We start from the raw sequence: 23,246 nt of genomic DNA, 5'->3' as shown, positions 1-23,246 counted from the left end.
CCGGGCGTCCAACAGTTCCCGATCCGGCCGCTCCATGCCTTGCATGAATCCATTTTCCCAGCTCAAGCCGCTACACCGAGGAGACACGCCGATTATTCAGCGGCCTCCTAGGCGCAGTTGATGCGTCAGCTTCATCACCGCGTCGCGGCACCGTTCGCGTTGGGCCATCGTCGAATGGCTGAGACCCCTCAGGCCTCGTTCGACGAATCCGCGTGGTGGCGATATCGCAACATTGTCCCGACGTTCGATGGCGCCGTTGATTGCCCGAAGCAGGAGCCATGGCGCATCGGCGTAAACCGCATTCGCGAGTTCAGTTTCGCCAGGGCCGCGGTGCCCGACCTCCTCGACGAGGCGCTGGATCTGCTGAGCGAATTGTGGATCGCGACCGCGGAGATCGGCCCAGCTATCGGCGTCAGGCACGCCAGCGAGCACCGATGCTGCCACCGGTCTGCCACGAGCGACAACGGCCAGCTCCGTAACACCCTGCAGGAGTCGCGAACTCGCGAGTCCCGGATCAGATCCGTCAACGCGTCCGGGCGCCATCGGACCGTAACGCCGCTGCAGGATCGAGGTTGGTGCGCTCACCAGGAAGGTGCAGAGTAGTCCGACCTTCCAGCCATCTACACAATCGCCCCATAGAGTCTCGATGCGTGCGCGGAGGGACTCGTCGGTCAATGCGACCAGAATCCGGTGGGAATCCGCTGCCTCGTCTGCACGCCGCTCGACAGCAGCCACGGCATTCGGTACACCAACCAGCCGAGGGCCGGCAGTCACGGCAAATCCGGCGTACTTGACCACATCCCGTGGACTCTGCCGTGGTCGTTCATATCCAGGGGGATACGGCTTGCCGTTGATCTGATGTTCGAAGTCCTCTGCGGTCTGGCCGGGGATCGCCGAGGCCATCTCGCTCAGCACACTGAGGTTTTGATAGAACCTGTGGCCGAACACCCCTATCTGCCGACGTCGGACGTTGTCTTTGATTCGGTCATCCAGCGGAAGCAGCCGAGCGACTTGGTCGGCACCGCTGAAAAGTGCTTCTCGGACCAGCTCCAGCGACAGCGGTGTCATCGGTCCGGGGAACGCCTCGGCAAGATTTGCACATGTCCACTCCGGATAACCGGGGTCTGCTCGCGGTGTATCGAATTCTCCCCTGGCCTCGCCGGTTACGACGTCGATCGACCGGCCCTCGGCGTCGGACTGCGCCGCATCGCACGGTGTCGTCCGGTCGAGCTTGAAGGGACGACGGATTTCGCGCATCCCCAGGACGAAGTGACTGGTGGCATTGCGCCCCTGGTCCGCGATGGCGTCAGCCGACGAGTACCCGACGGTGAATCCGAAGTCCTCCTTCAGCCGCGTCGTATCAGCGAGTGGCCAATGCAGGAACAGATCGACGAGTTCGGGCGCCGAGCGGGCGGCTGGTGCAATCCGACTGAGTGCACGAACGGCCGGCAGCAGAATGCGAGGTGGTGTCGGCAACGCCGGCCGCCGAGCCAGATGTGCTACCTCCGTCCACGTGAGGACATCGTCAGCTGCCAGGTTTACAGCGCCGGTAGCGGCGCTGTCACATGCGTGGGCGAAGAACCGTCCCACGTCGTACTGGTGCACCATCTGGATCCGAGCTCGTCCGCCCAGGTTCGGAATGGCCAGCTGTCGGTATAGGTTGGCCGGTGCATTGTGCGCATCTCGCCCCACCGCGACGGTGGGACGCACGCGGATCGCCTCCACCCCGGACTCGATGATCATGGCTTCGGCCTTCGCCTTGTGCCACTCGTACACCAACCCATAGGCCGGTTCGAGGGGTTCGTGTTCGAGCCAAGCCTGCTGGTGATCGGGGTGTGCGCCATAGGCGGTCACTGACGACGCGAAAACCAGGCGTTTGCAACCTGTTTCTCCCATAGCGCGCAGCACGTTGCGAGTACCCCCCAGGTTCACGGGTTCTGCTTCTGCGTGGCTGATCGACCCGCTGAGCACCCAGGCCAAGTGGACCACGGTGTCACATCCCGCCATCCCCTGTCGGACCGAGTCGAGATCGGCGATGTCCCCGCGCACGAAGCGCGCCCCCCTGGGGACATGACGTGGTTCGTGCCGGGCGAATACGACGACGTCGTGTCCCGCGCGCGTCAGCCACTTGGCGGTCGCGGCCCCGAACGCTCCGGTTCCGCCGGTCAGCAGCACCCGGCCGTGCGTTGTCACCGATGCCCCGAGATCAACCGCGGGTGGATCCGTCGAAGGACGGGATCCCGCTCTCGCGGATCCGGTCGCCGAAGGTCTCCAGCCAGCTGAATCCCAATCGCACCGTCCGGTCGTCGCCGACGCGCCGGGTGTGGCCCGCCTGAGCACGGTAGCCACCCCACCGCGCCGCCGTGAACTCGGAGAGCTTGCCGCCGCGTTCCAACTCGAACGTCCACTGCTCACCAGTCGAGGCCCGCCACCGCGCTCGTTGCGCCCAGTCCTCGTCCCCCAGATCGACTCCGCCGACGACGCCGCTGTCCATCACCACCGCGCCGTTTTGGTCACTTACGCCAGCGAAGTTGAAGCCGTCACGCCCGAAGCAGAGATGGCCCCACTCGATGCTGCCATCGTCGTACTCGTTGGCGAACGCCTCCCAACCGAGCTGAAGGTCCTTGAAGACGCGAAATTCTTTCCAGTCGTATCCAGACGGCCAGTAGGCGTGGTCCCAGAAGACAAATCCCTCGACCTGGTCACCGAGCACGGTGCCACCCACCTTGTACAGCTCGCTGATGTAGAGAATCGGCTCGGCTTCGTCCGGTGAGAGGATCTGCACGCCGGGTCCGACGAGCGCGCCGTCGAGCGCAAGCAAGTCCCCCTCCCGCCATTCGAACTTGCCCGGAGCGCCGTGAAATCGGAACGCTCCACCCGAATCCCCGACCTTCTCCATCATGGCGCCATGGAGCAGCACGCGGTCCTCGGAATACTCCCGTTTCACCTCACCGCGTACCGTTTTCGCGGATGCCGGCTCGATGGTCACGGCGCCACCCCTGGCGTTCATCAGCCACAGCCCGGCGGTCATCGGGCCGATGAACTTGCGTTCGAAGACGTGCAGGGTGCCGTCGGATTCCCGCCAACCACCGTAGAAGTAGACGACCTGCTCGCTCAGCCCGAATGGAGTGTTGTACGGATGATGAACGGTCACATCGGGCGTGTAAGACGCCGTGAGTGCGCGATGGCCGAACGATCCGATGTCTGAAGCCATGTTGGTGGCCTTTCCGGCACAGCTGCCTGGTTTCGGGCGGTTCCGGTTGTGGCACCGCGGGAAGCCACACCGACATTATTACCGACACTTTGTGTTGGCAATAGTGGAACGCGTTAAACTTCAGTCGACTTCGACCAACCCGCCGGAAAGGGAGCTGATGACCGGTAAGCGAGGCTCCGCATCGTCCCGAGCCGATTCCGACGGCGAAGGCACCGCCACGACACGTCGCCGACGGCCGGGCGGCGGCCGCAGACGCGATCCGGACATCGACGATCGGGTCCTCGTCGCGGCTCGCCGAACCTATGCCGAATTGGGTTGGTCCGGTTTTCATTTCGACCGTGTAGCAAGAGCGGCCCAGGTGAGCCGCGACGTCTTGTATCGGCGCTATTCGGATCGCGAAGCACTTCTGCTGGATGCCCTCGCCAACGCGACGCTGCCGACCGTCGACGGGCAGGGAACCATCCGCGATCAACTCATGCGGTACGCGCGCGACATCTACGCATACTTCACGTCACCCCAGGGCATCGCCAGCCTGCGCATACACCTTGAGGCAGCACAGTTTCCAGATCTGTATCAAACCTACCGCGAACGTGTTATCGACCCGAACTTCGAGGTGAACATCGCCGCATTGGACAATGCGTCACGTTACGGCGAGCTTCGACAGTCGATCGACGCCGTCGCGGCACTCGAAGCCATCGGCGGGGGCCTGCTGATCCACGCGCTGTACAGCCAGCACGCGGGCGCAACCCACCTGGGCGCCTCGACGCTCACCGGCGCTGATCTTGACGCGGTTCTCGCGCACTTCGTCGCTCTTGCCCTCGAGAACACCGATCGTCCCTGAGATGACGATGGGACGCGCGGCGCCAATCATCTTATCTGGTCGGTGTATTGAGCCGTCCCACGATCATGGTGTTCCCCGGCGCCGCGAGTCACCCTGGTCCCGACAATCCACCGTGCCTGCGGTGGATCGTGGTCAGGAACCGATCGACGGCAGCGACCGTCGCCGCAGTCCGGACACTGGGCACCGCTTCCCACATATGTTGTGCACCAGGCAATTCAGCAAACACGACCGGTTCGCGTGACACCTTGGACAACTGTTCGGCAAACCTACGAGCCGTCGAGGGCGGGGTGAGGGTGTCAATCGAGCCGTGCAGGACGAAAAACGGCGGTGCGTCCGGCCGAATCCAGTGCATCGGCGACCCCTCGGTCCATATCTTCGGAGCCACCTCAGGCGATGCACCGATCACAATTCTCGTCAGGAACGCGCGCTGCTCTCGCGGTGCCTTCACGCTGCGGTCGAGTAAGTCGTAGACCCCATAGAACGGAACAGCCGCGGCCACCGCGGTATCGACGTCTTCGAAGCCGGGTTGGAACACCGGCTCGTTGGGTGTGAGCGCAGCGAGTGCGGTCAAGTGACCACCCGCCGAACCACCGGTCAATGCAATGAAATTAGGATCCCCACCATATTCAGCGATCTCACGCTTCACCCATGCCAGGGCGCGTTTGACGTCGATGATATGGGCTGGCCAGCGGGCGACCGGCGCCAACGAATAGTTGATCGCCACACAGACCCATCCGCGTTCGGTCATATGCGCCATCAGCGGATAGCCCTGTCCGCGCTTGCTTCCGGCCACCCACGCGCTGCCGTGGATCTGAAGGAGTACGGGTGCTCGACCATCGCAAGACAAATCGTTCCGGTACCAGATGTCGAGATCGTTCCTGACGTGCGCCGTGCCGTAGGACAGGTCCGCGTGCCGCAGATACCGCGGGCGCTGGCTGAACTTCGGAATCCACTTGTCCTGCCGTCGCGTCGACATGTCCTGGTGAACAGCTACCGGCAGCGCGGACCGATAGTCCACTCCGAGGGCCGATTTCAACGCGCCATCGAGGATGACTCCCGCGACGTGACCCCGCCGTGACGCGAGCAAGAGCCCTAGCCACGACGTGGCTAGGGCCAACAGGGCCCAGCGCCCCCGCCCCCGGCGTAGCGCGGACGGCGCGAGCGCAAGTCCCGCCGCGGCCTCCACCGCGAACACCTGCCGCGGAAACTCACTGGTGAACAGGCCCAGAACGGCCAACGGCACAACGGATACCGCCGATGACAGACCGGGCAACACCCGCCGCAGACACCGGTCGGCCAGCGTCGAGTTGGCGACGGCGGCAGCGAGCGCACTCAATACCGCCAGCTGGACCGCCAGGCGCACCGATCGCTCACTGCTCATGGGTGCGGCCACTGCTCGGCTGCGCCGGGAAACCCTCACTGGCCCTCCGGAGACGCGGGTAGTTCAGTCAGCGGCCGGCCCAGTGCGCCAGCACGACCCGAATCAGCAGTCGGATCCACCATCGACATCGTCTGAGTGGGCACCGCGGGACCTCCCGTTACGGTTTCGGATGCGCAGACCACGAGTTCGACAGCAGCTCGTCGACCGAGCCGATGCCCTCATCGCGGAAGCGCTCCATGAACGACTCTCCCCAGGAGAACGCGACCTTCACGTCACGGTCGTCCCCTGCGCGCGAGACGCGACCAGCTTGCGCACGGTAGCCACCCCAGCGTGCCGCCGAGAACTGCGACATCTGGCCACCCGGCTCGAGCTCGAACACCCATGTGCGACCGTCGTTGGAGCGGTAGCCGATTCGGTGTGCCCAGTCTTCGGGATCGGGGTCCACACCGCCGGCGGTACCGACATCCATGACCACCGGACCGTCCCCGTCGGCGACAGCGACGAAGTTGAATTTCTGTCGCCCGATAGCCACCTGCCCCCACTCCACGTGACCGTCGGCGAATTCGGTGGCGAAGGCCGACCACGACAGCTGGGTACCGTTGAAGATCCGGTATTCCTTCCAGTCCTGTCCGTGGACCCAGTAGCCGTGATCGAGGAACACGAACCCCTCCACCACTTCGCCGAGGACGGTGCCGGCCACCTTGTACAGCTCGCTGGTGTAGAAGAACGGCTCGTCGTTGTCCAGCGAACCGATCTGGATTCCCGGACCCACGAGACGACCGTCGAGCTCGAGGATGGTGCCCTCGCGCCAATGCATCCCACCGGACACCAGCCGGTAGTCCAGGCCCTCCTCCGTTGCGCCGCCGGCCTTCCCGAGCAGCGATCCGTGTAACCGGTGCTCGGTCTGGGAGTACTCACGCTTCACCTCGCCGCGCACCGTGTTCAACGACTCCGGCGCCAGACTGACCTTGCCCGAACGGTTCGACATCATCCACAGTCCGGCCGTCATGGGCCCGCAGAATTTGCGCTCGACTATGTGCAGAGCGCCGGACCCGTCACGCCAACCGCCGTAGAGGTAGGTCGATTGCTCTGTCAGGCCGAAGGGCCGCGCCGTTGGCAGGTGCATAGCGAGATTGGGCTGGTAACAACTGACGGACGTGGCGAAATCGAGGTTGCCGATCATGGGTACCGACATCAGAAGGCATCCTCTCTATATTGATCTGTTGTTGGTAGCGGGGATCTGCCAGGCGACGTACTTGACGGTGGTGTATTCCAGTACGCCTTCGAGCCCGACCTCCCGGCCGACACCGGACTGCTTGTATCCACCGAACGGAGCTTCATTTCCAGACGCGGTGGCGTTGACGCGGACCTGCCCGGCCCGAATGCGGCTCGCCAGTTGCAGACCGAGCGCGGTGTCGGACGTCCAGACCGCGCCGACGAGCCCATAGGGGCTGTCGTTGGCGAGCCGCACCCCCTCGTCGGGATCTCCGCTGTATCGGATTACCGCAATCACCGGCCCGAAGACCTCCTCACGCGCGATCGTCGTGTTGTTGGTGAGACCGGTGAGGATCGTCGGCTCGAGGTAGAAGCCACCGACCGGCACGCCATCGGGACGCCCGCCCCCGCACGCTACGGTCGCGCCTTCGGCGACAGCCGCCCTGATGGTCCCCTCGATGCGATCCCGTGCGGCGGCCGAAATAACCGGTCCCATAACCGTTTCAGGATCACCGGCAGGTCCGACCTTGACACGGCGCACAGCATCGACGAGACCTGCGACCACGATGTCGTGGAGGCTGTCGGGTACCAGGACGCGGGTCAGAAGTCCACATCCCTGCCCCGCTAGCGTGACGAACCGCATCACGGCGGCGACAAGCGACGGCACGTCGGCGTCGGGCAGGGCCAACAGCGCGGACTTCCCGCCGAGCTCCAGCAACGTGTGCTTGAGCGTCGCACCCGCCGATTGTGCGATCGCCCGCCCGACGGCCGATGAACCCGTGAAGGCGACCATATCGACACGAGGGTCGCAGACCATCGCCCGGCCGACGTCGGCGCCACCGGTTATCACGTTCAGTACGCCGGCGGGCAGCCCCGCCTCGACGGCCAGCTCGCCCAGCAGCAACGCGCAACTGGGCGCCTCAGGTGCCGGCTTCAACACCATTGTGTTGCCCGTAGCCAACGCCGGACCCACCTTCCACAAGTTGAGCAGGTGCGGTGCGTTCCAGGGTGTTATCGCCGCGACCACGCCGCGGGGCTCCCGCACCACCCGCTGCCCGGTCACGGGCGGCCCTGGCAGCTGGGGAAGCGCTCGGCCGAGTTCCACACCGGCCCTCGCCACCATGTCACGGTAATGATCCATCGGACGGGCGACCTGCCCCGGCCCCGCCACTCGGCGGCAGGTGCCCACCTCCGTCTCGACGAAGCGTGCGAAATCGTCGGCGTGGACTTCGATGAGATCCGCCAGCCTGAGCAGGATCCGCACCCGGTCACTCGCGGCGAGACAGGGCCAACCGCCCCCGTCAAAGCTGCTGCGCGCCGCGGCAAGAGCCGCGTCGAGCTCGTCGAGCCCACCCAGCGGCAACGTGCGAACGACGGCTCCGGTGGACGGGTCGATGACATCGGACGTCAGGCCGGTGTCACCGACCAACGCACCGTCGATCAGCAGCCGGGTGCCGAGTGCGCTCACGGATGTCACTTCCGGGCGCCAGCAGAGAAGGTGACCGGCATGCTCTTGACACCTCGCATCATCAACGGCCCGTGTGGTTCATAGACGTAGTCGGGCGCCAGTGTGAGGCTCGGAAGCCGCTCGAGGAGTACCTCCAGCACGATCGTCGCCTCCAGACGTGCCAGTGACGAGCCGATGCAGAAGTGCTCGCCGAATCCGAACGTCTGGTGCGTGCGATTACGGGCGGCAGGCCGATCCATATCCCATTGGTTCGGCCGGTCGAGGCCTTCAATGTGACGGTTCGCATGCCCGACGGCGTTGCACACCAACGTGCCGGCCACGATCGTGGCGCCGGCAATCTCCACGTCGGTCGCCGCCTTCCGGGGTACCCAGTACAACGGCGGGTCGAAGCGCAGCGTCTCCTCGACGACGTTCGGGATCAGCGTTCGATCGGTCCGCAGCCGTTCCCACCTGCTGCCCTCCGAAAGCAGTTGATGCAGCATCGATCCGATCAGGTTAGCTGTCGTATCCGTGCCCGCGAGGATCAACATTCGCACCAGAGCGACGAGTTCGTCTGTGCTCAGGCGGTCCGCACCGTCATGCACCTGGATCAGCTGACTCAGCAGATCCTCTCCGGGCGCCTCACGACGGCGGTCGATGATCCCCAACACGTACTCGCGCAGCTCGGAATCGGACTGAGCGTAACCCGTCGAGTTCGGGCCGGCTGCGGTGATCGCATCGTCCGCCCATTTCACGAACTGCGACCGATCCCCCTCTGGGATCCCGACCAATTCCGCAATCACCATGGCAGGCAGCAGGAACGCGAACTCCGTGCACATGTTCGCGTAACCGCGTTCGATGAAACGGTCGACGAGCTCGTGGGCGATCGCATACGTCGGTGCTTCGAGGATCTTCACCGCGCGCGGCGTGAAGGCTTTGACCACCAACTTGCGCATCCGGGCATGCTCGTCGCCGTCCAGATGCACAAGGCTTGGCCGTGTGCCCGGTTCGGGTGGCCGCAGCTCATTGCGGAAGGACGCCGAGTCCTTGAAGACTGCGGCCACGTTAGCGGCTCCGGTCACGATCACCGCGCCGTTCGGTGCGGATACCACAGGGCAGCGGGCGCCGGCTTCACTGAGTGGGGTGTACGGGTCCGCCTGCGGCGTGAAGGGGTCGAATTGTGCTGAGCTCGCGGCATTCTCGTCAGACATTGGTCACCTCGCCAACCGTGATCGCCGCCTCGGGGCATGCCTGGGCGCCCGCGACGGCCTGTTCCAGCAATGTGCTCGTGATGATGGATGCGGTCAACACGCAGTAGCCCTCGTCGTCGGGCTTGTACACGTCGGGTCCATACGCGAAGCACTGGCCGTGGCCCATACACCGTTCAGGGTCGACCGCGACGGTCACGACGTGACCTCCTCGACGGCAGGCGCGCCGACACGCGCCCGCAAGTCAGCCTGCGTCGCTGGGGTCAAGCCCTTGCGAGTGATCATGTCAACGGCGCGGTCGACCATCTCGGCGTTGGTGGCCGTCGGGAACGCCCACGGACAGTCACCCACGCCGACGCGGATACCCAGACCGCGGTCCAATGCGCGATCCCACAACAGTTCTGACCGTTCGGCCGAGCTCATCGCGTACGGCACAACCACGGTTTCGTGATCGATGCCGTCGGGAATCCGCGACAACAGGAAGTCGATCACATCGGGGTCGGGATCGTTGTTCGACACCCAGCGGTCCGAGAAGAACAGCTTGATGTTGAGCGGCTGTCGTAGGATTCCGATCCGTGCGGCCAACGCGACCCAGCGCATGTCTGCGGCGTTGAACACCGCGATGTTGGGCACTAGCCCAAGCTCAGCGAACCGATCCAACTCCGGCGGGTATGGCGGGTTGGAGTTATTGGGATCGTCAGGGCCGAAACTGACTACACCGAAACGGTTCTCGTCCTCCAGCCACAACACACGCTTGACATGTTGCACCGGGTCGAAGGGAGTCAGCAACAACTTGGTGCCCGCCGGCGGCCGCTCAGCGAGTGCCCAGATGTGGTCGAGACTGCCGTGATAGCTGGGGTAGGCCAGCGGGTCGACCTCGGTCGCCGCGGTTGCCAGTACTGTGCGGGAGACCTCGTCATCGATCCATGCCTGCTTGCCGTCGTCGTAACGGGCGTGGAAGTGGACCACCGTCGCACCGTGCTGAATGCAGTCGACGACGTCGCGGGCCGTCTCCTCGGCGCCATACGGCACGTTCGGGTTGTCGTCTTTGCTGACGACTTCGTTGATTCCGACTTCCAAGTACACCTTGCCGTCGTCGCGAAAACTCATCGCGTTCCTCCTGAAAGTGCCGACAACTGGTCAATGTGTTGAAATTTGCTGTGAGTCTTGCGCTTCCACATCCCGCCGACGTCTGCCACGATGCCGGTGGCTCCGCGGTAGGAGAAGTTCCCGGTTGACCCCGGGCCGGGTTTGAGGACACTCTTCACGCAAGCGCTCATCGCCTCACCAGCAGGGCTGCGCCCGCAGTCGGACCGCCACCGACCCCGACCGCGACGGTGTTCGGGCGGCCCGCCTGCCGATCGCCACCGCGGTCCGCCAGCTGAACGCACGCTTCGTACAGCAGACCGCAGCCGTGCAGCCGGCCGCCGGACAACTGGCCCCCACCGGTGTTGAGCGGCAGCGGGCCGTCCAGCGCGATTCGTTTGCCGGCCTCGACGAACGCGCCCGACTCGCCTTTGTCGCAGAACCCGAGTGCTTCCAGCCACATCAGTGGCAAGAACGAGAACCCGTCATAGAGCTGGACTTGATCGACGTCGGACCACTTCAGGTCGCTTCGCTCCCACAGGTGTGCGGCCACGTCCCAGGCCGCCATCTCGGTCATGTCCGACCACTGGTCCCACAACGGACGGTGTCGCATGGCCCAGCCGATCGATTCGATGCCGATAGAAGGGTGCGGCCCATCGTCGGCGGTGTCGACATGCGACACGACAAACGCCACCGAACCGTCACACGGCACGTCACAGTCGAGCATCCCGAAAGGCGTGGAGATGACGCGCGCGTTGAAGTAGTCATCGAGGGTCATCGGCGTCCGGTACACCGCGTTCGGGTTGCCACCGGCATTCCGGCGGTTGTTCACCGCGATCGCACCAAGATGCTCTCGGGTGGTGCCGAACTCGTGCATGTGACGCTGCGCGTACAGGGCGATCCAGTTGACCGGGGAGTGGGCGTCGAACGGCGCCAGCCAACGCCTGAAGCCGGACACCGCGGTGTCTGGACCGCTCGACAGGGCCGCGGCACGACCGGCCGCCCCCTGTGCGGATGCCTCACCGACGGTTCGGTAGACCAGCACGTGCCTGGCCAGCCCCGTGGCCACGGCTAGGCAAGCCGAAAAGAACCCGCCCAGCTGACCCCCCTCGGGGCCACCGTATTTCCAGTTGGTGCGCAGGCCCAGCGCGGCGTGCACCTCGTCGGCGCCGGGCCCCGCCAGTCCCGGGGTGTCGAATCCACCGCCGGGAAACGTCGCAAGACCGTCGATTTCATCGCGAGTGATACCGGCGTCCGCGAGTGCGGCCAGACACGCATCCACGGTGAGCGACATCTCACTGGCGGGTAGCCGCCGACCGACCTGCGAGGAGCCAAAGCCCCGGATGACCGCTTCGCGCTCCGGTCGGATCATGACGTCTCCGCCGTGAAGAGCGGAACGAACAGGCCGTCGCCGACGGAGTCGAAGACGACCCGGACCCGCATGCCCACCGCCACGGTGTCCACGGGCGTGTCCACGATCCGACTGACAAAGCGCAATCCCGGCTGTTCGTCGAGCTCCACCACGATGACGGCGAAGGGCTCTTCCAGATGCGGTAGCCACGGCTGGTGGTTGACGGTGAACGAATAGACCCAACCCGTCCCACTCACCGACTCGAAAGTCACGTCTCGCGAAAGGCAGTCGAAGCAAACGGGATTCGGCGGGTGTTGCCATCGAGAGCAGGTGTTGCATCGCTGCATCAACAGCGTGCCGTCGGCACCCGCACGCCAGAACGGTTCCTCATCCGGCGTGGGAAGCGGCCGGAGTCGGTGGCCTGCGGCCGGCACCGCGGTGCCTGGGTCGACGGTCATCGGCCGATAATCCGTCCAGTTGACTCCCAGGACTTGATGGCCGGCGGGAAGAACTCGTTGTACGAGTGATATACCACCGGAGTTCGGCTTTCCCCCGCCCGTCGAAGGTATCCCTCCGAGGAGCGATAGAAGTCGTGCCCGGACGCCTGGTCCGGCAACTCGCCGTCATCGACCGCCGACCACTCCCAGTCGACCCCGTCGACCTCGTAGTACATGTGCTCGGGGAATGTGTCTGGCTTGTACTTGATGTCCCGTGCGGCGACGTCGGAGGTGCAGTGCAGTATCTCATCGTCTCCGGTGGCGATCAATGAGAAGTTGAAACCGTTGGCGCCATAGCAGATATGTCCCATCTCGATGGAGCCGTCGGAGAACTCTGTCCCGAACGGCGTCCATGCGAGTTCGACACCCTTGAAGAAGTCGCTGTTGCGCCATGTGACGCCGGGTGGCAGGTAGCACTGATCGAGCCACAGGAACCCTTCAGCGGGCTTTCCGAACGCGGTCCCCGAAACGCGGTGCTGTAGCGAGGTGTAGAACAGCGGTGTCGGCCCACTCGGCACGTAGACCTGCATTCCGGGACCGATGCGGCGGCCACTGAACTGCAGTTCCGATCCCTCGGAGTAGGTCAATTCGGTTGCAGTGCGGCTCAACTCGAACGGCTCTCCGGTGGCGTAACCCGGCTCGGCGGGCTTGCTCACCATACGGTACGTATCGTCTGCGACAGAGGTGACGACGGGCCCTCGGAAGAACTCGCGCCCCTCGGGCATCACTACCTTTCGCAATACACCGCCGCATGAAGCGTTACATGTGAAGTGCAGGGATCCCTCCAACCCAAGCACGGTCCGGTACGCGAAGTGCAGCTTGCCCTCGGTATCGCGGAAGTTGAGGTAGAACCACGTGCACGACAGTGACAAGCCGTAGTAGGTCCTGGTCGGATCGCCGTCCCCGGCAACGGGTTCGAATGGTCCAACGAGTGTTCGATGTCCGTAGTCGCCCTTGGATGACATTGCGCCGCCCTTCCTATGGTGCGGTGATCTCATCGACGACACGCACCGTCCCGGCACTGCCGTCGACTTCCACGAGCTGACCGTTCTTCAACCGTGAAGTGGCTGTCATCGTGTTGACGACGGCCGGGATTCCGAATTCTCGAGCCACGATCGCGGCGTGTGACATCGGGCCACCGATGTTGGTAACGATGGCCGCCGCACACCCGAAAAACGGCGTCCAGCCGGTGTCCGTCACGTTGGCGACCAGGACCTCGCCGGGTTCGAAATCATCGTCCGGGTGCGACAGGATCCGTACGACTCCGCGCGCCACACCGGGCGATGCGGCCTGGCCGGTCACCACACCATTCGCGGTGGCCGTCTCCCCGTCGTCTGGCATCCACGGCTGCGTGAAGTGGACCGGAAATTCGAGTTCTGCGAGTCTGGTCCGCTCGGCCCGACGGCGGACGACGAGATCCCTCGAATCGACTGGTGGGTAATAGAGCTCATCGATCGACAAATAGTGGACGTCGTCTGCCGAGGCCAACGTGCCTCGGTCGGCCAGGCGCCTCCCCCATTCGCGGAGCACCAGTCGCATCTCGTACGTGACGCGCATGCACACATCTCGTCCGTGCTCGCGGCGCTCCATCGAACCCACCGCGAGCCTCGTCAGCGCCCGGGCGACCTTCGAACGTGGTGGCGCCTCAGGTACGGGCGCCACCGGACGGATGCTGCCCAGCACCGACCGCAACAGTAGTTCCGGAGCATCGGCGTACACGGGATTGCTCAATTCGGTTTCACCGGGCCCGCGATGGCCGCAGTCCGCGATCAACCGTTCGAACTTGGCAGCGAACCGCGGGGCGTCCGTGCGCAACTTGTCCATCACGACTTCCCTGGGGCTGTTCTCGATCAGCAGCCGTAGACCCGCATCGTCGGCCAACATGTCGGCCAGCTCACGGACCCCGTTGAGTAACGCCGCGCTGCGCAAGTTCTGCGTGCCGGCGCGAACATCCATCGCGGCCTTCTCGCCGTAGCGTTGCCTGATCAGGTTCATCGGCAGACTCACCATGAAGGTATTCATGTTGTTGATGTCCCAGGACCGGACGACGAGATCTGTCACGAGCTCGATGCGGGAATGCAACTGTTCGTCGGTGAGATCAGCGAGATCGTGCCGGTCCTCGATCAGCTTCGTCACGCGCCGCTCCATGTCCGATACCTCGCGGCCCAGCCCAACGATCTGCGGACCGCCCTTGAGCGCAGCCCGGATTCCGGCCACCGCGTCGGCCCCTGTCAGGCGAGGCGCACGGTATCCCTCCGGCAGCGGGGTCCCGTTCATCTGCAGTTCGAAGCTCTCCGGCGTCTGGCCTGGAATGACATCTGCCAGCATTTTCATCACCGTCATGTTGTTGTAGAGGCGGTGACCAATGGTGCCGACCTGTTTGGTGCTCACCGTGGTGATGAGGTCCCGATCCATCGGGAACAGATGATCGAGCATGTTGGCACCACTGAACATGATCTTGTTGGCCAAACCGAGCGATAACGGCGTCATCGGGCCGGGGAAGGCCTCGGAAAGATTGGCCGCGCTCCATTCCGGAAGATCCGGATCGCCGGTGCGGCTGTCGAATTCGCCGGTGTACTCCGGCGGCATGATCTGTGTCGAACGTCCATCGGCTGCCGCTGTCACACGCGGGTAGATCGCCGGCACCGCCAGCCGAACGGGTTTACGAATGGACCGGGTGCCGACGGTCCACATGCTCGCCGACCAATCGGTCATGTCCGCCACTGCCTCCGCTGACGTGTACGCGCAGCTGAACCCGAAATCCTCGCGAAGCTTCCGGGTATCACCCAGCGGATAGTGCAAGAACAGTTCGATGAGGTCCGGGATCGAGCTGAAGTTCTCGGCCCGGCCGATCGTCCGCGCGAGCATCCGCGAGAACCGCTTGCCGGAATTGACGACCGGGCGTCCCACGACCTGCGCCATCTCGGTGAACGTCAACGCGTCGTCGGCGTTCAGATTGACCGTGCCGGTCGGCCCGCCCAACGCCGCCTGCGCACAAAACCGACCGACATCGTCGACATGCACCAGCTGCATGCGGGCATCACGTCCCGGCGTGACGACCACCGGCTGGCGGAAGATGTTCGCCGGCGCGCTCCACGAGGATCGGCCGACGATGACAGTCGGCCGCACGTTCACCGCTTGCACCCCGGAGTCCACGATCATCTTCTCGGCGCGAACCTTGTTGCGTTCGTAGTGGAACGACGCCGCCGGGCGCGGTGCTTCGTCCTCGGTGAACGGCTGCGGATGATCGGCGTGCCCGCCGTACACCGTGATCGACGAAGCGAAGACCATCCGTCGACAATCGTGGTCGACCATGGCGCGAAGCAGGTTGGCGGTTCCACCGATATCGATGCCCTCGGCGATTTCCGCGCTCTGCATCGCCGACACCGTCCACGCGAAGTGAGCGATCGCGTCGCACCCGGCAACTGCGCGGGACACGCCTTTTGAGTCCTGGATATCCGCGGCCACGTACTCGACCCCGGCCAGGGGTACCGACGGCGCACGACGGGCGAGCACGACGACGTCGGCACCCATCCGCTTCAGCCACTTGACAGTCGCCGCGCCGGCCGCACCTGTTCCTCCGGTGACGAGAACCCGACCTGACATCTCACCTTCAATCTCGCGGCGACCGCTTAACTTAACCTGGTTATACTATTTGCGTGGTGGTGCCGAACACAATGCCCCGCGCCGCTCACAACTATTCCGGCAGGCAACGGGATCGGTGAACAATTCGGCCACCAGACCGGCAGCCGACGCGCCCGCCACGTTTTCCGCGAGATCGTCGAAGTACAGCAATTCACCGGCGCAGCAGCCCATCCGTTCAGCGGTGAGCGCGAAGATCCTCCGGTCGGGTTTACGCATGCCCACCTCCGATGAATCCACCACCGCGGTCAGCCGGTCCACCGGCAGCACGCCACTGGTCCACCAGGCCTTCGCCTCTTTCGCGTTGTTGGTCAGCACACCGACGCGAATGCCTCGGTCGGCGATGTCTTCGACGAGCGTCACCATCTCGGGCCGTACCCGCTGACCAGCGGCGAGGCAGTCCGCCAGCCGGCGGATGTCGACGGCCACCCCGAACCGCGCCGTGACGTCACGGCAGGCGAACTTGAGGAAGTCACGTATCGACAGGTCACCGGTCTCCACGTCGGCGAAGACGGGACCGCGCAGTTGATCGACGAAGACGCACGTCGGCAACCCTAGCTCGCCGGCGTAGTCGCGGCACGCCTCGAACGGGTCGACCGTGAGCACGCCGCCCATGTCGAACACCACCGCTGCGATGCCGCTGTGAGTCATGGGGATCAATGCGGAGCGTCGGCCTGGGCCGCCTTGATCCGCTCGGCGGCGCGCATCAACTCCTCCAAGCGCTTGCGGTCCGCTTCGAGCCCCGCGATCACAATCGCATCGGGTCGGGCGGACTCGTCGGCCAACACCTCCTCGGCCTGGCGGATGCGTTCCCGCGACGCCCGGATCTCACCTACCAGCCGTTCCGAGGCCTCGACGACGGTCAGCAGATCCTCGTCGTCCCAGTCCGAGGCCCCGCGCATGGCATCGCCCGGAATCGGTTGCCCCAGTTCGAAACTCATGATTTCGAAAGATCCGCACGCGGGAAGTTGAACAGGCGGCGCGCATTCAGCTCGACGATCTTGTGGACGTCCTCGTCGGGGACCTTCGTGAAGACCTCCTCGGCGATCTTGCGGCTGTTGGGCCAGTTGGAGTCCGAATGGGGGTAGTCGCACTCCCACAGGATGTTGTCGACGCCGACGTCCGCACGATTACGCAAGCCGTGCCGATCCTCGATGAAGCACGAATACACGTGCTCGAAATACAGTTCGGATGGCCGCCGCTCCTGGTTCACGTTCTGGTAGAAGCGATGTCGCTCCCACACATAATCGGCACGCTCGAGCATGTACGGTACCCAGCCGATACCTCCCTCGGAGAGCGCGACCCGCAGTTTCGGATGTTTGTGGAACACCGGTGAGAAGAGCAGATCCGTCAGTGCCGACATCGAATTGGTGCCGAACAACGTGATGCTGACCGCCATCGGGCCATCCGGCGAGGGTTTCGGGGAATGACCCGATGTGCCGAAGTGCATGGACAGCGGAAGGTCGTACTCCTCGGCGACGCTGAACAGCGGGTCCCAGTGATCGGTGTGGATGGACGGCAGACCCAGAGGTGCGGGGTTCTCCGGGAACGCGATGGTCTTCACGCCCTTGGCGAAGGTGCGATGCACCTCGGCCACGGCCAACGACACATCCCACAATGGCAGGATCACCAGCGGGATGTAACGATGCGGCGCCGCCGCACACCATTCGTCCAGGATGAAGTCGTTGAACGCCTGCACACTGGCCAGGGCGACCTCACGATCCGCCCCCTCCAGAAACACGGTGCCCGCGAACCGGGGGAACGACGGGAAGCACAGCGCGGCCTCCACGCCGTCGAGATCCATATCGGCGAGTCGCTGGACCGGGTCGTAGCAGCCCGGGAGCATCTCATCGAAGCGGGAGGGATCGATCCCGTACTCCTCCGGCTTCTTTCCCGCGACGGCGTTCAACCCGATCTGAGGGTAGGTCTTGCCCTGGTACTCCCACACCTGGCTGGGCGGGCCGCCCTTGGCCCGCGCCACGTCGACGATGCGGGGTCCGAGCGCTCGATACTTCGCGGGAAGGCGATCAGCCCACACTCGCGGATGTTCGATGAGATGGTCGTCAACGGAGATCAACTGCATATGATCCTGCAGCGGCATCGTTCACTCCTTTTCCATAACCTGGTTAGTCATTAGATTACCCGCGTCGGTGCGCGGCGGACAGAGGGAAGAACCGCGGACGCCCCTCACGCGGCACGCCGTTCCAGCACGTGAACGGCGCATGCGCTGCCCAGACCAAGGACGTGCGCAAGACCGACCCTGGCGCCCTCGACCTGACGGTCACCGGCCTCACCGCGCAGATGGGTGACGACTTCGAAGACCCCGGCGATCCCCGTTGCACCCAGCGGATGCCCCTTGGACAGCAGTCCGCCGGAGATGTTCACCGGTGTCGTGCCGCCGCGCCACGGCGCGCCGGAATCGAGGAACGCACCCGCCCCGCCGGCTTCGCACAAACCGAGGTTCTCGTAGTGCACCAACTCAGCAGTGGCAAAACAGTCGTGCAGTTCCACCATGTCGAGATCGCCGGGTCCGAGGCCGGCGGCCTCGTATGCCTGGCCGGCCGCGTTCTTCGTGATCGTATCGACATCCCAACATGCTTCGGCCTGTTCGGCCCAGGGATCACTGACCAGAACGGACGCGCTGACTTTGACTGCACGCGCACGAACCGCAGGATCCAACTTCTGCAGCATCGAGTCGCTGGCCAGTACCACCGCCGCCGCCCCGTCCCCGGTCGGCGAGCACATCAGTGCAGTGTTGGGATAGGCGATCACATCGCCACCGGCGATCTGTTCCAGGCTGAATTCCTTGCGGTATTGCGCCAGCGGGTTGAGGGTCGAGTTCAGGTGGTTCTTCTGGGCCACCTTGTAAAAGTGCTCCACGGACACCTCGGTGTTTCGGGCGAGGTACGCGACACCCGCTTCGGCGAACACCGACGGCATCAGCGAGCTGCCCATGACACCCTCGGGTTCGACCACCGAGCCATCGCGGCCGCGCGGCGTGAACTCCGAGCCACGCGGGTCCTCACCCGCGGACAGCAGGCCGCGCTTGCCCAGTTGCTCACAGCCGATCGCGAGCGCCAGATCGGCCTCCCCCGCGCGCAGCGTCAGCAATGCGGTGCGCAGCGCCGTCGCCCCGGTGGCGCACGCATTCGACACGTTGTACACCGGCGCGCCGGTCTGGCCGATCTGGTGCATGATCCGCTGTCCCACACCGGTGATGCCCTCGAAGACGTTGCCGACCGCCACCGTCTGCATCTGGCCGATTCCGGTCGCGCTGTCCTCGAGTGCCGCCAGCGCCGCCGCGACACCGAGATCGACGACATCGGAATCGGGGAAACGGCCGAACTTCGTCATCGCGGCGCCGACGATCCACACGGTTTCGCTCATGACACCTGTACCTCAAAGTCGTAGCCAATCGCCGCGACGCCCCGGCTGTCGGTCCCGATCGGGCGGGTCCGCATGACGGCTCGTCGCCCGATCGTCGCCACCGGATCCTCGACGGCACCCGTCAGATTGGTGCGGACGTAGCCGCCACCGTCCAATGCCACCACACCGCTGACGAACGGCGTCACCACCCCCGGTGGCGCGCGGTGAACCACGGTCGCGACAGTGACGACACCGCTATCGCCGAGGTTCTCGCGACGATCGAATTCGGCTCTGCCGCAGCGGGAGCATGCCGAGCGTCGAAGCAGATAAACCGCACCGCACCCGTGGCACCGAAAGCCGGTCACATGCGGCTCCGGTCCGAGCACGAGATACTCGGCGACGGGTACGACGTCGGACGTCACACCGGCGGTGGTCATGTCATACTCCTTCCGTCGGTGCCGATCGCTGCGAGCGCGACCGTGGCCGTGCCCGATACCGCCACTCCCCCGCCCGCTCGTCTGATCGACAGTTCGAGTTCGGCGGTCCCTGGGTCAGAGGTGCGATCCACCGCAGTGACCGAGCCGCGGCATACCAGTTCGTCACCGGGCCACACTTGTTCGGCGAAGCGAACGGCTAACCGTCGCACACTTTCCGGGCCGAACAGGGCCACGCAATAGGTGCCGAGGTATCCCGCCTGCAGCATCCCGACGCTGAGCACCCCGGGGGCACCCGACTTCTTGGCGAACTCGGGGTCGTGGTGGACAGGGTTGAAGTCTCCGCTGGCTCCCTGGTAACGCACGATGTCGGTGTGGCTCTGTGGACCGAAGCTCTTGTCGGGCAACGCCGCACCGACAGTCACGGCGGCCGACGAGAGGCGGGTGGTCACGATGCCGCCCGCTCGATCACAGTGGCCCGGCTCTCTGCGGCCGGCTCGCCATCGGAATAGGTGAAGCGGGTCAGTACCACGATGATTGCCATCGTCCCCCCGCGGCTACTGCGCTTCTCGGTGACCGATTCGACCGATGTCTGCGCACGCAACGTATCGCCGGCTCTGGGAATGCGACCGGTGAACGTGTACTCCTGGCCGCCCTGCAGCACGCGAGTGAGGTCAAGCCCCAACAGCGCCGCAAGCGGCGGATCCTGAGGTTCCCAGTGCATGCTCGAAGCCAGGAAGGTCGGCGGCACAGGCGCATTGTGCCCTTGATAGGCCGGGTCGGTGGCACCTGTCGCCGCGGCGAACTCGCGGATCTTTCCGCGTTCGACGGGCATCTCGTAGTCGAACAGCACCGTACCGATCAACTGATGCGCGGGGTGGGCGGCCGTCGGGCGCGTGGTCGCATTCATTGCACGGGCCGATGTCCGGTCATGTCTGCGTTGGGGGCAGCTTTGGCCAGCAGTGCGGGCATCTCCTCGTTGAGGCGGTCGATCGTCCACCGCTGCGGACTGTGGACTTCTGGACCGTATGCCCACCCCTCAACAACCGCGATCGTGCCGCCGATGTTGGCGAAGACCCGCCCGGTGACGTCACGAGCCGCGGGGCTCGCGAGCCACAACACCAGCGGCGAGACACCCTCTGGGGCCAGGTCTACCTTGTCCGCCAGCTCCCGCGCGGCGGCGAGGTCGTCTGTCATCCTTGTCAGCGCTGTCGGCGCGACGGCATTGACGGTGATGCCGTAGCGCTGCAGCTCCATTGCGGCGATCACCGTGAACCCCGCGATACCCGCTTTTGCCGCACCGTAATTGGTTTGTCCATGACTGCCGAAGAGGCCGGACGGCGACGTCGTGTTGATGACTCGTGCGTCGTTCATCGCACCGCTCTTGGCACGATTTCGCCAGTACTCGGCGGCGTGCCGGGTCGGACCGAAGGCACCCTTGAGGTGAACGGCGATGACGGCGTCCCACTCCGATTCGGACATCGACGTCAGCATCCGGTCGCGCAGGATGCCCGCGTTGTTGACGACGACGTCCAGTCCGCCGAATGTGTCGATCGCCTGATCGATCAGCGACTTCGCGCCGTCCCACGTGCTCACGTCGTCGGTATTGGCGACAGCGCGGCCGCCGGCAGCGGTTATCTCGTCGACGACCTGCTGGGCGGGACCGCCGGAAGCACCGCTGCCGTCCCGGCCGCCACCGAGATCGTTGACCACGACGGCGGCGCCGTCAGCCGCGAAGGCGAGTGCGTGCGCCCGCCCGAGGCCGTTTCCGGCACCAGTGATCACGGCGACGCGGTCAGTCCTGTCCGACTGCACTGTCGAGCTCCTTGTCTTGATTCATCCGAGGCTATTGTGTTGCAGCCATGGCCGTTTCGAATTCCTCACGCACTTGCTGGCGCAGGATCTTCATTGCCGAGTTGCGTGGGATCGAGTCGGTGATCTGCACACGCACCGGAACCTTGTAGCCGGGCATCCGGCTGCGGGTCCAGGCGATCAAGTCCTCGGCTGTTACGAGTCCCGTCGTGACCACCACCGCCACCGGCACCTCGCCCAGACGTTGGTCGGCGATACCGAAGGCCACCGCCTCCCGCACCCGCGGGTGCGATTCGAGGCAGTCTTCGAGCTCGACGGGGAAGATCTTGAAGCCGCCACGGTTGATCATGTCGTCGGCTCGGCCGTGGATCCATACGAACCCGTCGTCGTCGACACTGCCGAGATCATTCGTGCGCACCCAGTTGCTGTCGCCACCCGCCGCCTGCGCAGACCTGACCTGCAGAATGCCCGGCTCCCCGGGTTCGAGCAGATCGCCGGTCGCCTGGTCGACGACCGAAATCTCGACACCCGGGTGCGGGCGTCCGACGCTGCCCCGCTTCGTGTCCTTCCAGGCCTGCCAGTCCTTCAACGACCATCCGGTGATGCCGCCGGTGAACTCGGTGGCGCCATAGCTGAGCAGTACCGGGCAGCCATATGTGGCCTCGAACTGCGCGGCGAGGTCGGCGCCGGTCGGCGCCGCACCCGCCCACACCGCCTTGAGGCTGGCGAGTTTCGCGGGTTCGATGTCGGCGTCGAGGACCATCCGCAATGCGGCCGGAGGTAGCGACACCGACCGCGGCTTGTACTCCGCCACCGCTTCGGACCACGCGGTCGGTTCGAATTTATCCTGCAGCAGACAGCGGCCGCCGCCGCTCAGCGCGGTGATGATCGCCCACAGGCCGCTGATGTTGGTCGACGGCAACGAGATGATCTGCACGCCGCCGCCGCGAACACTGCCGGCGCGGGCACTGCCGGCCATATAGTGCTCCTGCGCACCGGCGAGTGCTTGCTCGATCTCTCGGTATTGCAGCGGAATTCGCTTCGGCGGTCCCGTCGTGCCGCTGGTCGGCATCAGGATGGCGACACCTCCATCGAGTACGGCGTGTTCGGCGTCCCGCCGCCGCGGCACCTGTTCAGTAGCCGAGTCCGCCGGGTTCGTGGCGACATCGACCCGGAGGCCGAGCGCGCCGATTGCCGCGACGGCGCCATTCACCGCGCTGCGCGTCCAGTCCTCGGCATCGGCGAGCACGGCGGCAGGGCGCAGGGCGAGGATGTCCGTGCCGACGGTGTCGTCGGGCATGAAGGGATTGAGTACCATCACCGGCCGTTCGGTGGCGAGCACGGCGGCCAGGGCAGCGACGACGCCGGGGCGATTCCGCATGAAAATGCCGATCGGGGTGCGCGCTCCGATTCCTGCGCCAGTCAGATGTGCGTCGATGGCCCGCGCAGCTGCCGCGAATTGCTCTCGGCTGCACCAGGTATCCCGGTAGCACAGCAGTGGGTCGTCGCCGTTGGCGCGCATCCATCGCCGCATCGTTTCGATCAGATCCATCCAAGCACTTTCATCGCGCAGTGATCCGCATCCCGAGGAACGGGCTGATTAATATAACCAGGTTATAGCATCTGTGCGCAAGGCGGTCCGAACGCGGGGTTCCGACAAGCGGGGGGGCATGCAACCGGCACGGTGTGCTCCCGCTTGCCTGCAGCGGCCTCGGCGCGGGGGTTCGCACGTCGATCCTGGTCCGGCGGCGT

At 65.0% G+C, this 23,246-nt stretch carries 22 protein-coding genes; 1 reads left to right on the top strand and 21 read right to left on the bottom strand.

What is annotated here, in order from left to right:
- Nucleotides 1-96: 96 nt before the first annotated feature.
- On the bottom strand, nt 97-2,193 hold the full coding sequence (locus ORI27_RS10165; protein WP_265996632.1) for an NAD-dependent epimerase/dehydratase family protein: 2,097 nt from the start codon (nt 2,191-2,193) through the stop codon (nt 97-99).
- Between the two features lie 13 nt (nt 2,194-2,206).
- Nucleotides 2,207-3,214, bottom strand: coding sequence for a hypothetical protein (locus ORI27_RS10160; protein ID WP_265996631.1), 1,008 nt, complete (start codon nt 3,212-3,214; stop codon nt 2,207-2,209).
- A gap of 157 nt (nt 3,215-3,371) precedes the next feature.
- Here ORI27_RS10160 and ORI27_RS10155 point away from each other — a divergent pair, with 157 nt between their 5' ends.
- On the top strand, nt 3,372-4,055 hold the full coding sequence (locus tag ORI27_RS10155; protein WP_265996630.1) for a TetR-like C-terminal domain-containing protein: 684 nt from the start codon (nt 3,372-3,374) through the stop codon (nt 4,053-4,055).
- A gap of 88 nt (nt 4,056-4,143) precedes the next feature.
- On the opposite strand, the gene ORI27_RS10150 is transcribed toward ORI27_RS10155, so the two are convergent.
- The 19 genes from ORI27_RS10150 to ORI27_RS10060 form a co-directional block, all read right to left on the bottom strand.
- Nucleotides 4,144-5,436, bottom strand: a complete 1,293-nt coding sequence (locus tag ORI27_RS10150; RefSeq protein WP_265996629.1) for an alpha/beta hydrolase — start codon at nt 5,434-5,436, stop codon at nt 4,144-4,146.
- A 157-nt stretch (nt 5,437-5,593) separates the two neighbouring features.
- Complete coding sequence (locus tag ORI27_RS10145; RefSeq protein ID WP_265996628.1) at nt 5,594-6,631, bottom strand: hypothetical protein; 1,038 nt, start codon at nt 6,629-6,631, stop codon at nt 5,594-5,596.
- Nucleotides 6,632-6,646: 15 nt separating this feature from the next.
- Entirely contained in the window at nt 6,647-8,119 is a 1,473-nt protein-coding gene (locus tag ORI27_RS10140; RefSeq protein ID WP_265996627.1) for an aldehyde dehydrogenase family protein, read from the bottom strand.
- A 5-nt stretch (nt 8,120-8,124) separates the two neighbouring features.
- A complete protein-coding gene (locus tag ORI27_RS10135; protein ID WP_265996626.1) occupies nt 8,125-9,309 on the bottom strand; it encodes a cytochrome P450 in 1,185 nt (394 codons plus the stop codon).
- Nucleotides 9,302-9,505 carry a ferredoxin gene (locus ORI27_RS10130; RefSeq protein WP_265996625.1) on the bottom strand — a complete coding sequence of 68 codons (204 nt, stop codon included), beginning with the start codon at nt 9,503-9,505 and terminating at the stop codon, nt 9,302-9,304. Before ORI27_RS10130 ends, ORI27_RS10135 begins: the two co-directional genes overlap by 8 nt.
- The gene (locus tag ORI27_RS10125) at nt 9,502-10,416 is read right to left on the bottom strand and encodes a 3-keto-5-aminohexanoate cleavage protein (protein WP_265996624.1); all 915 of its coding nucleotides are present in this window, start codon (nt 10,414-10,416) and stop codon (nt 9,502-9,504) included. The genes ORI27_RS10130 and ORI27_RS10125 overlap by 4 nt, the downstream gene beginning before the upstream one ends.
- A gap of 166 nt (nt 10,417-10,582) precedes the next feature.
- The gene (locus ORI27_RS10120) at nt 10,583-11,764 is read right to left on the bottom strand and encodes a thiolase family protein (protein WP_265996623.1); all 1,182 of its coding nucleotides are present in this window, start codon (nt 11,762-11,764) and stop codon (nt 10,583-10,585) included.
- Nucleotides 11,761-12,201 carry a Zn-ribbon domain-containing OB-fold protein gene (locus ORI27_RS10115; RefSeq protein WP_265996622.1) on the bottom strand — a complete coding sequence of 147 codons (441 nt, stop codon included), beginning with the start codon at nt 12,199-12,201 and terminating at the stop codon, nt 11,761-11,763. Before ORI27_RS10115 ends, ORI27_RS10120 begins: the two co-directional genes overlap by 4 nt.
- Nucleotides 12,198-12,899 (bottom strand): hypothetical protein, encoded by a 702-nt coding sequence (locus tag ORI27_RS10110; protein WP_266073930.1) that lies wholly within the window; start codon nt 12,897-12,899, stop codon nt 12,198-12,200. Before ORI27_RS10110 ends, ORI27_RS10115 begins: the two co-directional genes overlap by 4 nt.
- A gap of 319 nt (nt 12,900-13,218) precedes the next feature.
- Complete coding sequence (locus tag ORI27_RS10105) at nt 13,219-15,846, bottom strand: NAD-dependent epimerase/dehydratase family protein (protein WP_265996620.1); 2,628 nt, start codon at nt 15,844-15,846, stop codon at nt 13,219-13,221.
- Nucleotides 15,847-15,891: 45 nt separating this feature from the next.
- The gene (locus ORI27_RS10100) at nt 15,892-16,533 is read right to left on the bottom strand and encodes an HAD family hydrolase (protein ID WP_265996619.1); all 642 of its coding nucleotides are present in this window, start codon (nt 16,531-16,533) and stop codon (nt 15,892-15,894) included.
- Between the two features lie 5 nt (nt 16,534-16,538).
- Nucleotides 16,539-16,823, bottom strand: a complete 285-nt coding sequence (locus ORI27_RS10095) for a hypothetical protein (protein ID WP_265996618.1) — start codon at nt 16,821-16,823, stop codon at nt 16,539-16,541.
- The gene (locus tag ORI27_RS10090; protein ID WP_265996617.1) at nt 16,820-17,983 is read right to left on the bottom strand and encodes an amidohydrolase family protein; all 1,164 of its coding nucleotides are present in this window, start codon (nt 17,981-17,983) and stop codon (nt 16,820-16,822) included. The genes ORI27_RS10095 and ORI27_RS10090 overlap by 4 nt, the downstream gene beginning before the upstream one ends.
- 86 nt (nt 17,984-18,069) lie before the next feature.
- Nucleotides 18,070-19,269 carry a thiolase C-terminal domain-containing protein gene (locus ORI27_RS10085; RefSeq protein WP_265996616.1) on the bottom strand — a complete coding sequence of 400 codons (1,200 nt, stop codon included), beginning with the start codon at nt 19,267-19,269 and terminating at the stop codon, nt 18,070-18,072.
- Nucleotides 19,266-19,685: a Zn-ribbon domain-containing OB-fold protein gene (locus ORI27_RS10080; protein WP_265996615.1), complete on the bottom strand. Its 420-nt coding sequence runs from the start codon at nt 19,683-19,685 to the stop codon at nt 19,266-19,268. The genes ORI27_RS10085 and ORI27_RS10080 overlap by 4 nt, the downstream gene beginning before the upstream one ends.
- Nucleotides 19,682-20,134: a MaoC/PaaZ C-terminal domain-containing protein gene (locus ORI27_RS10075; RefSeq protein WP_265996614.1), complete on the bottom strand. Its 453-nt coding sequence runs from the start codon at nt 20,132-20,134 to the stop codon at nt 19,682-19,684. Before ORI27_RS10075 ends, ORI27_RS10080 begins: the two co-directional genes overlap by 4 nt.
- Nucleotides 20,131-20,592, bottom strand: coding sequence for an FAS1-like dehydratase domain-containing protein (locus ORI27_RS10070; RefSeq protein ID WP_265996613.1), 462 nt, complete (start codon nt 20,590-20,592; stop codon nt 20,131-20,133). The genes ORI27_RS10075 and ORI27_RS10070 overlap by 4 nt, the downstream gene beginning before the upstream one ends.
- Entirely contained in the window at nt 20,589-21,497 is a 909-nt protein-coding gene (locus ORI27_RS10065) for an SDR family oxidoreductase (RefSeq protein WP_323055588.1), read from the bottom strand. Before ORI27_RS10065 ends, ORI27_RS10070 begins: the two co-directional genes overlap by 4 nt.
- A 31-nt stretch (nt 21,498-21,528) precedes the next feature.
- Complete coding sequence (locus tag ORI27_RS10060; protein ID WP_265996612.1) at nt 21,529-23,046, bottom strand: class I adenylate-forming enzyme family protein; 1,518 nt, start codon at nt 23,044-23,046, stop codon at nt 21,529-21,531.
- Nucleotides 23,047-23,246: the final 200 nt, after the last annotated feature.

The sequence above is a fragment of the Mycobacterium pinniadriaticum genome (genome assembly GCF_026242045.1).
Taxonomy (GTDB): Bacteria; Actinomycetota; Actinomycetes; order Mycobacteriales; family Mycobacteriaceae; genus Mycobacterium; species Mycobacterium pinniadriaticum.
This window is presented reverse-complemented; position numbering and strand designations above follow the sequence as displayed.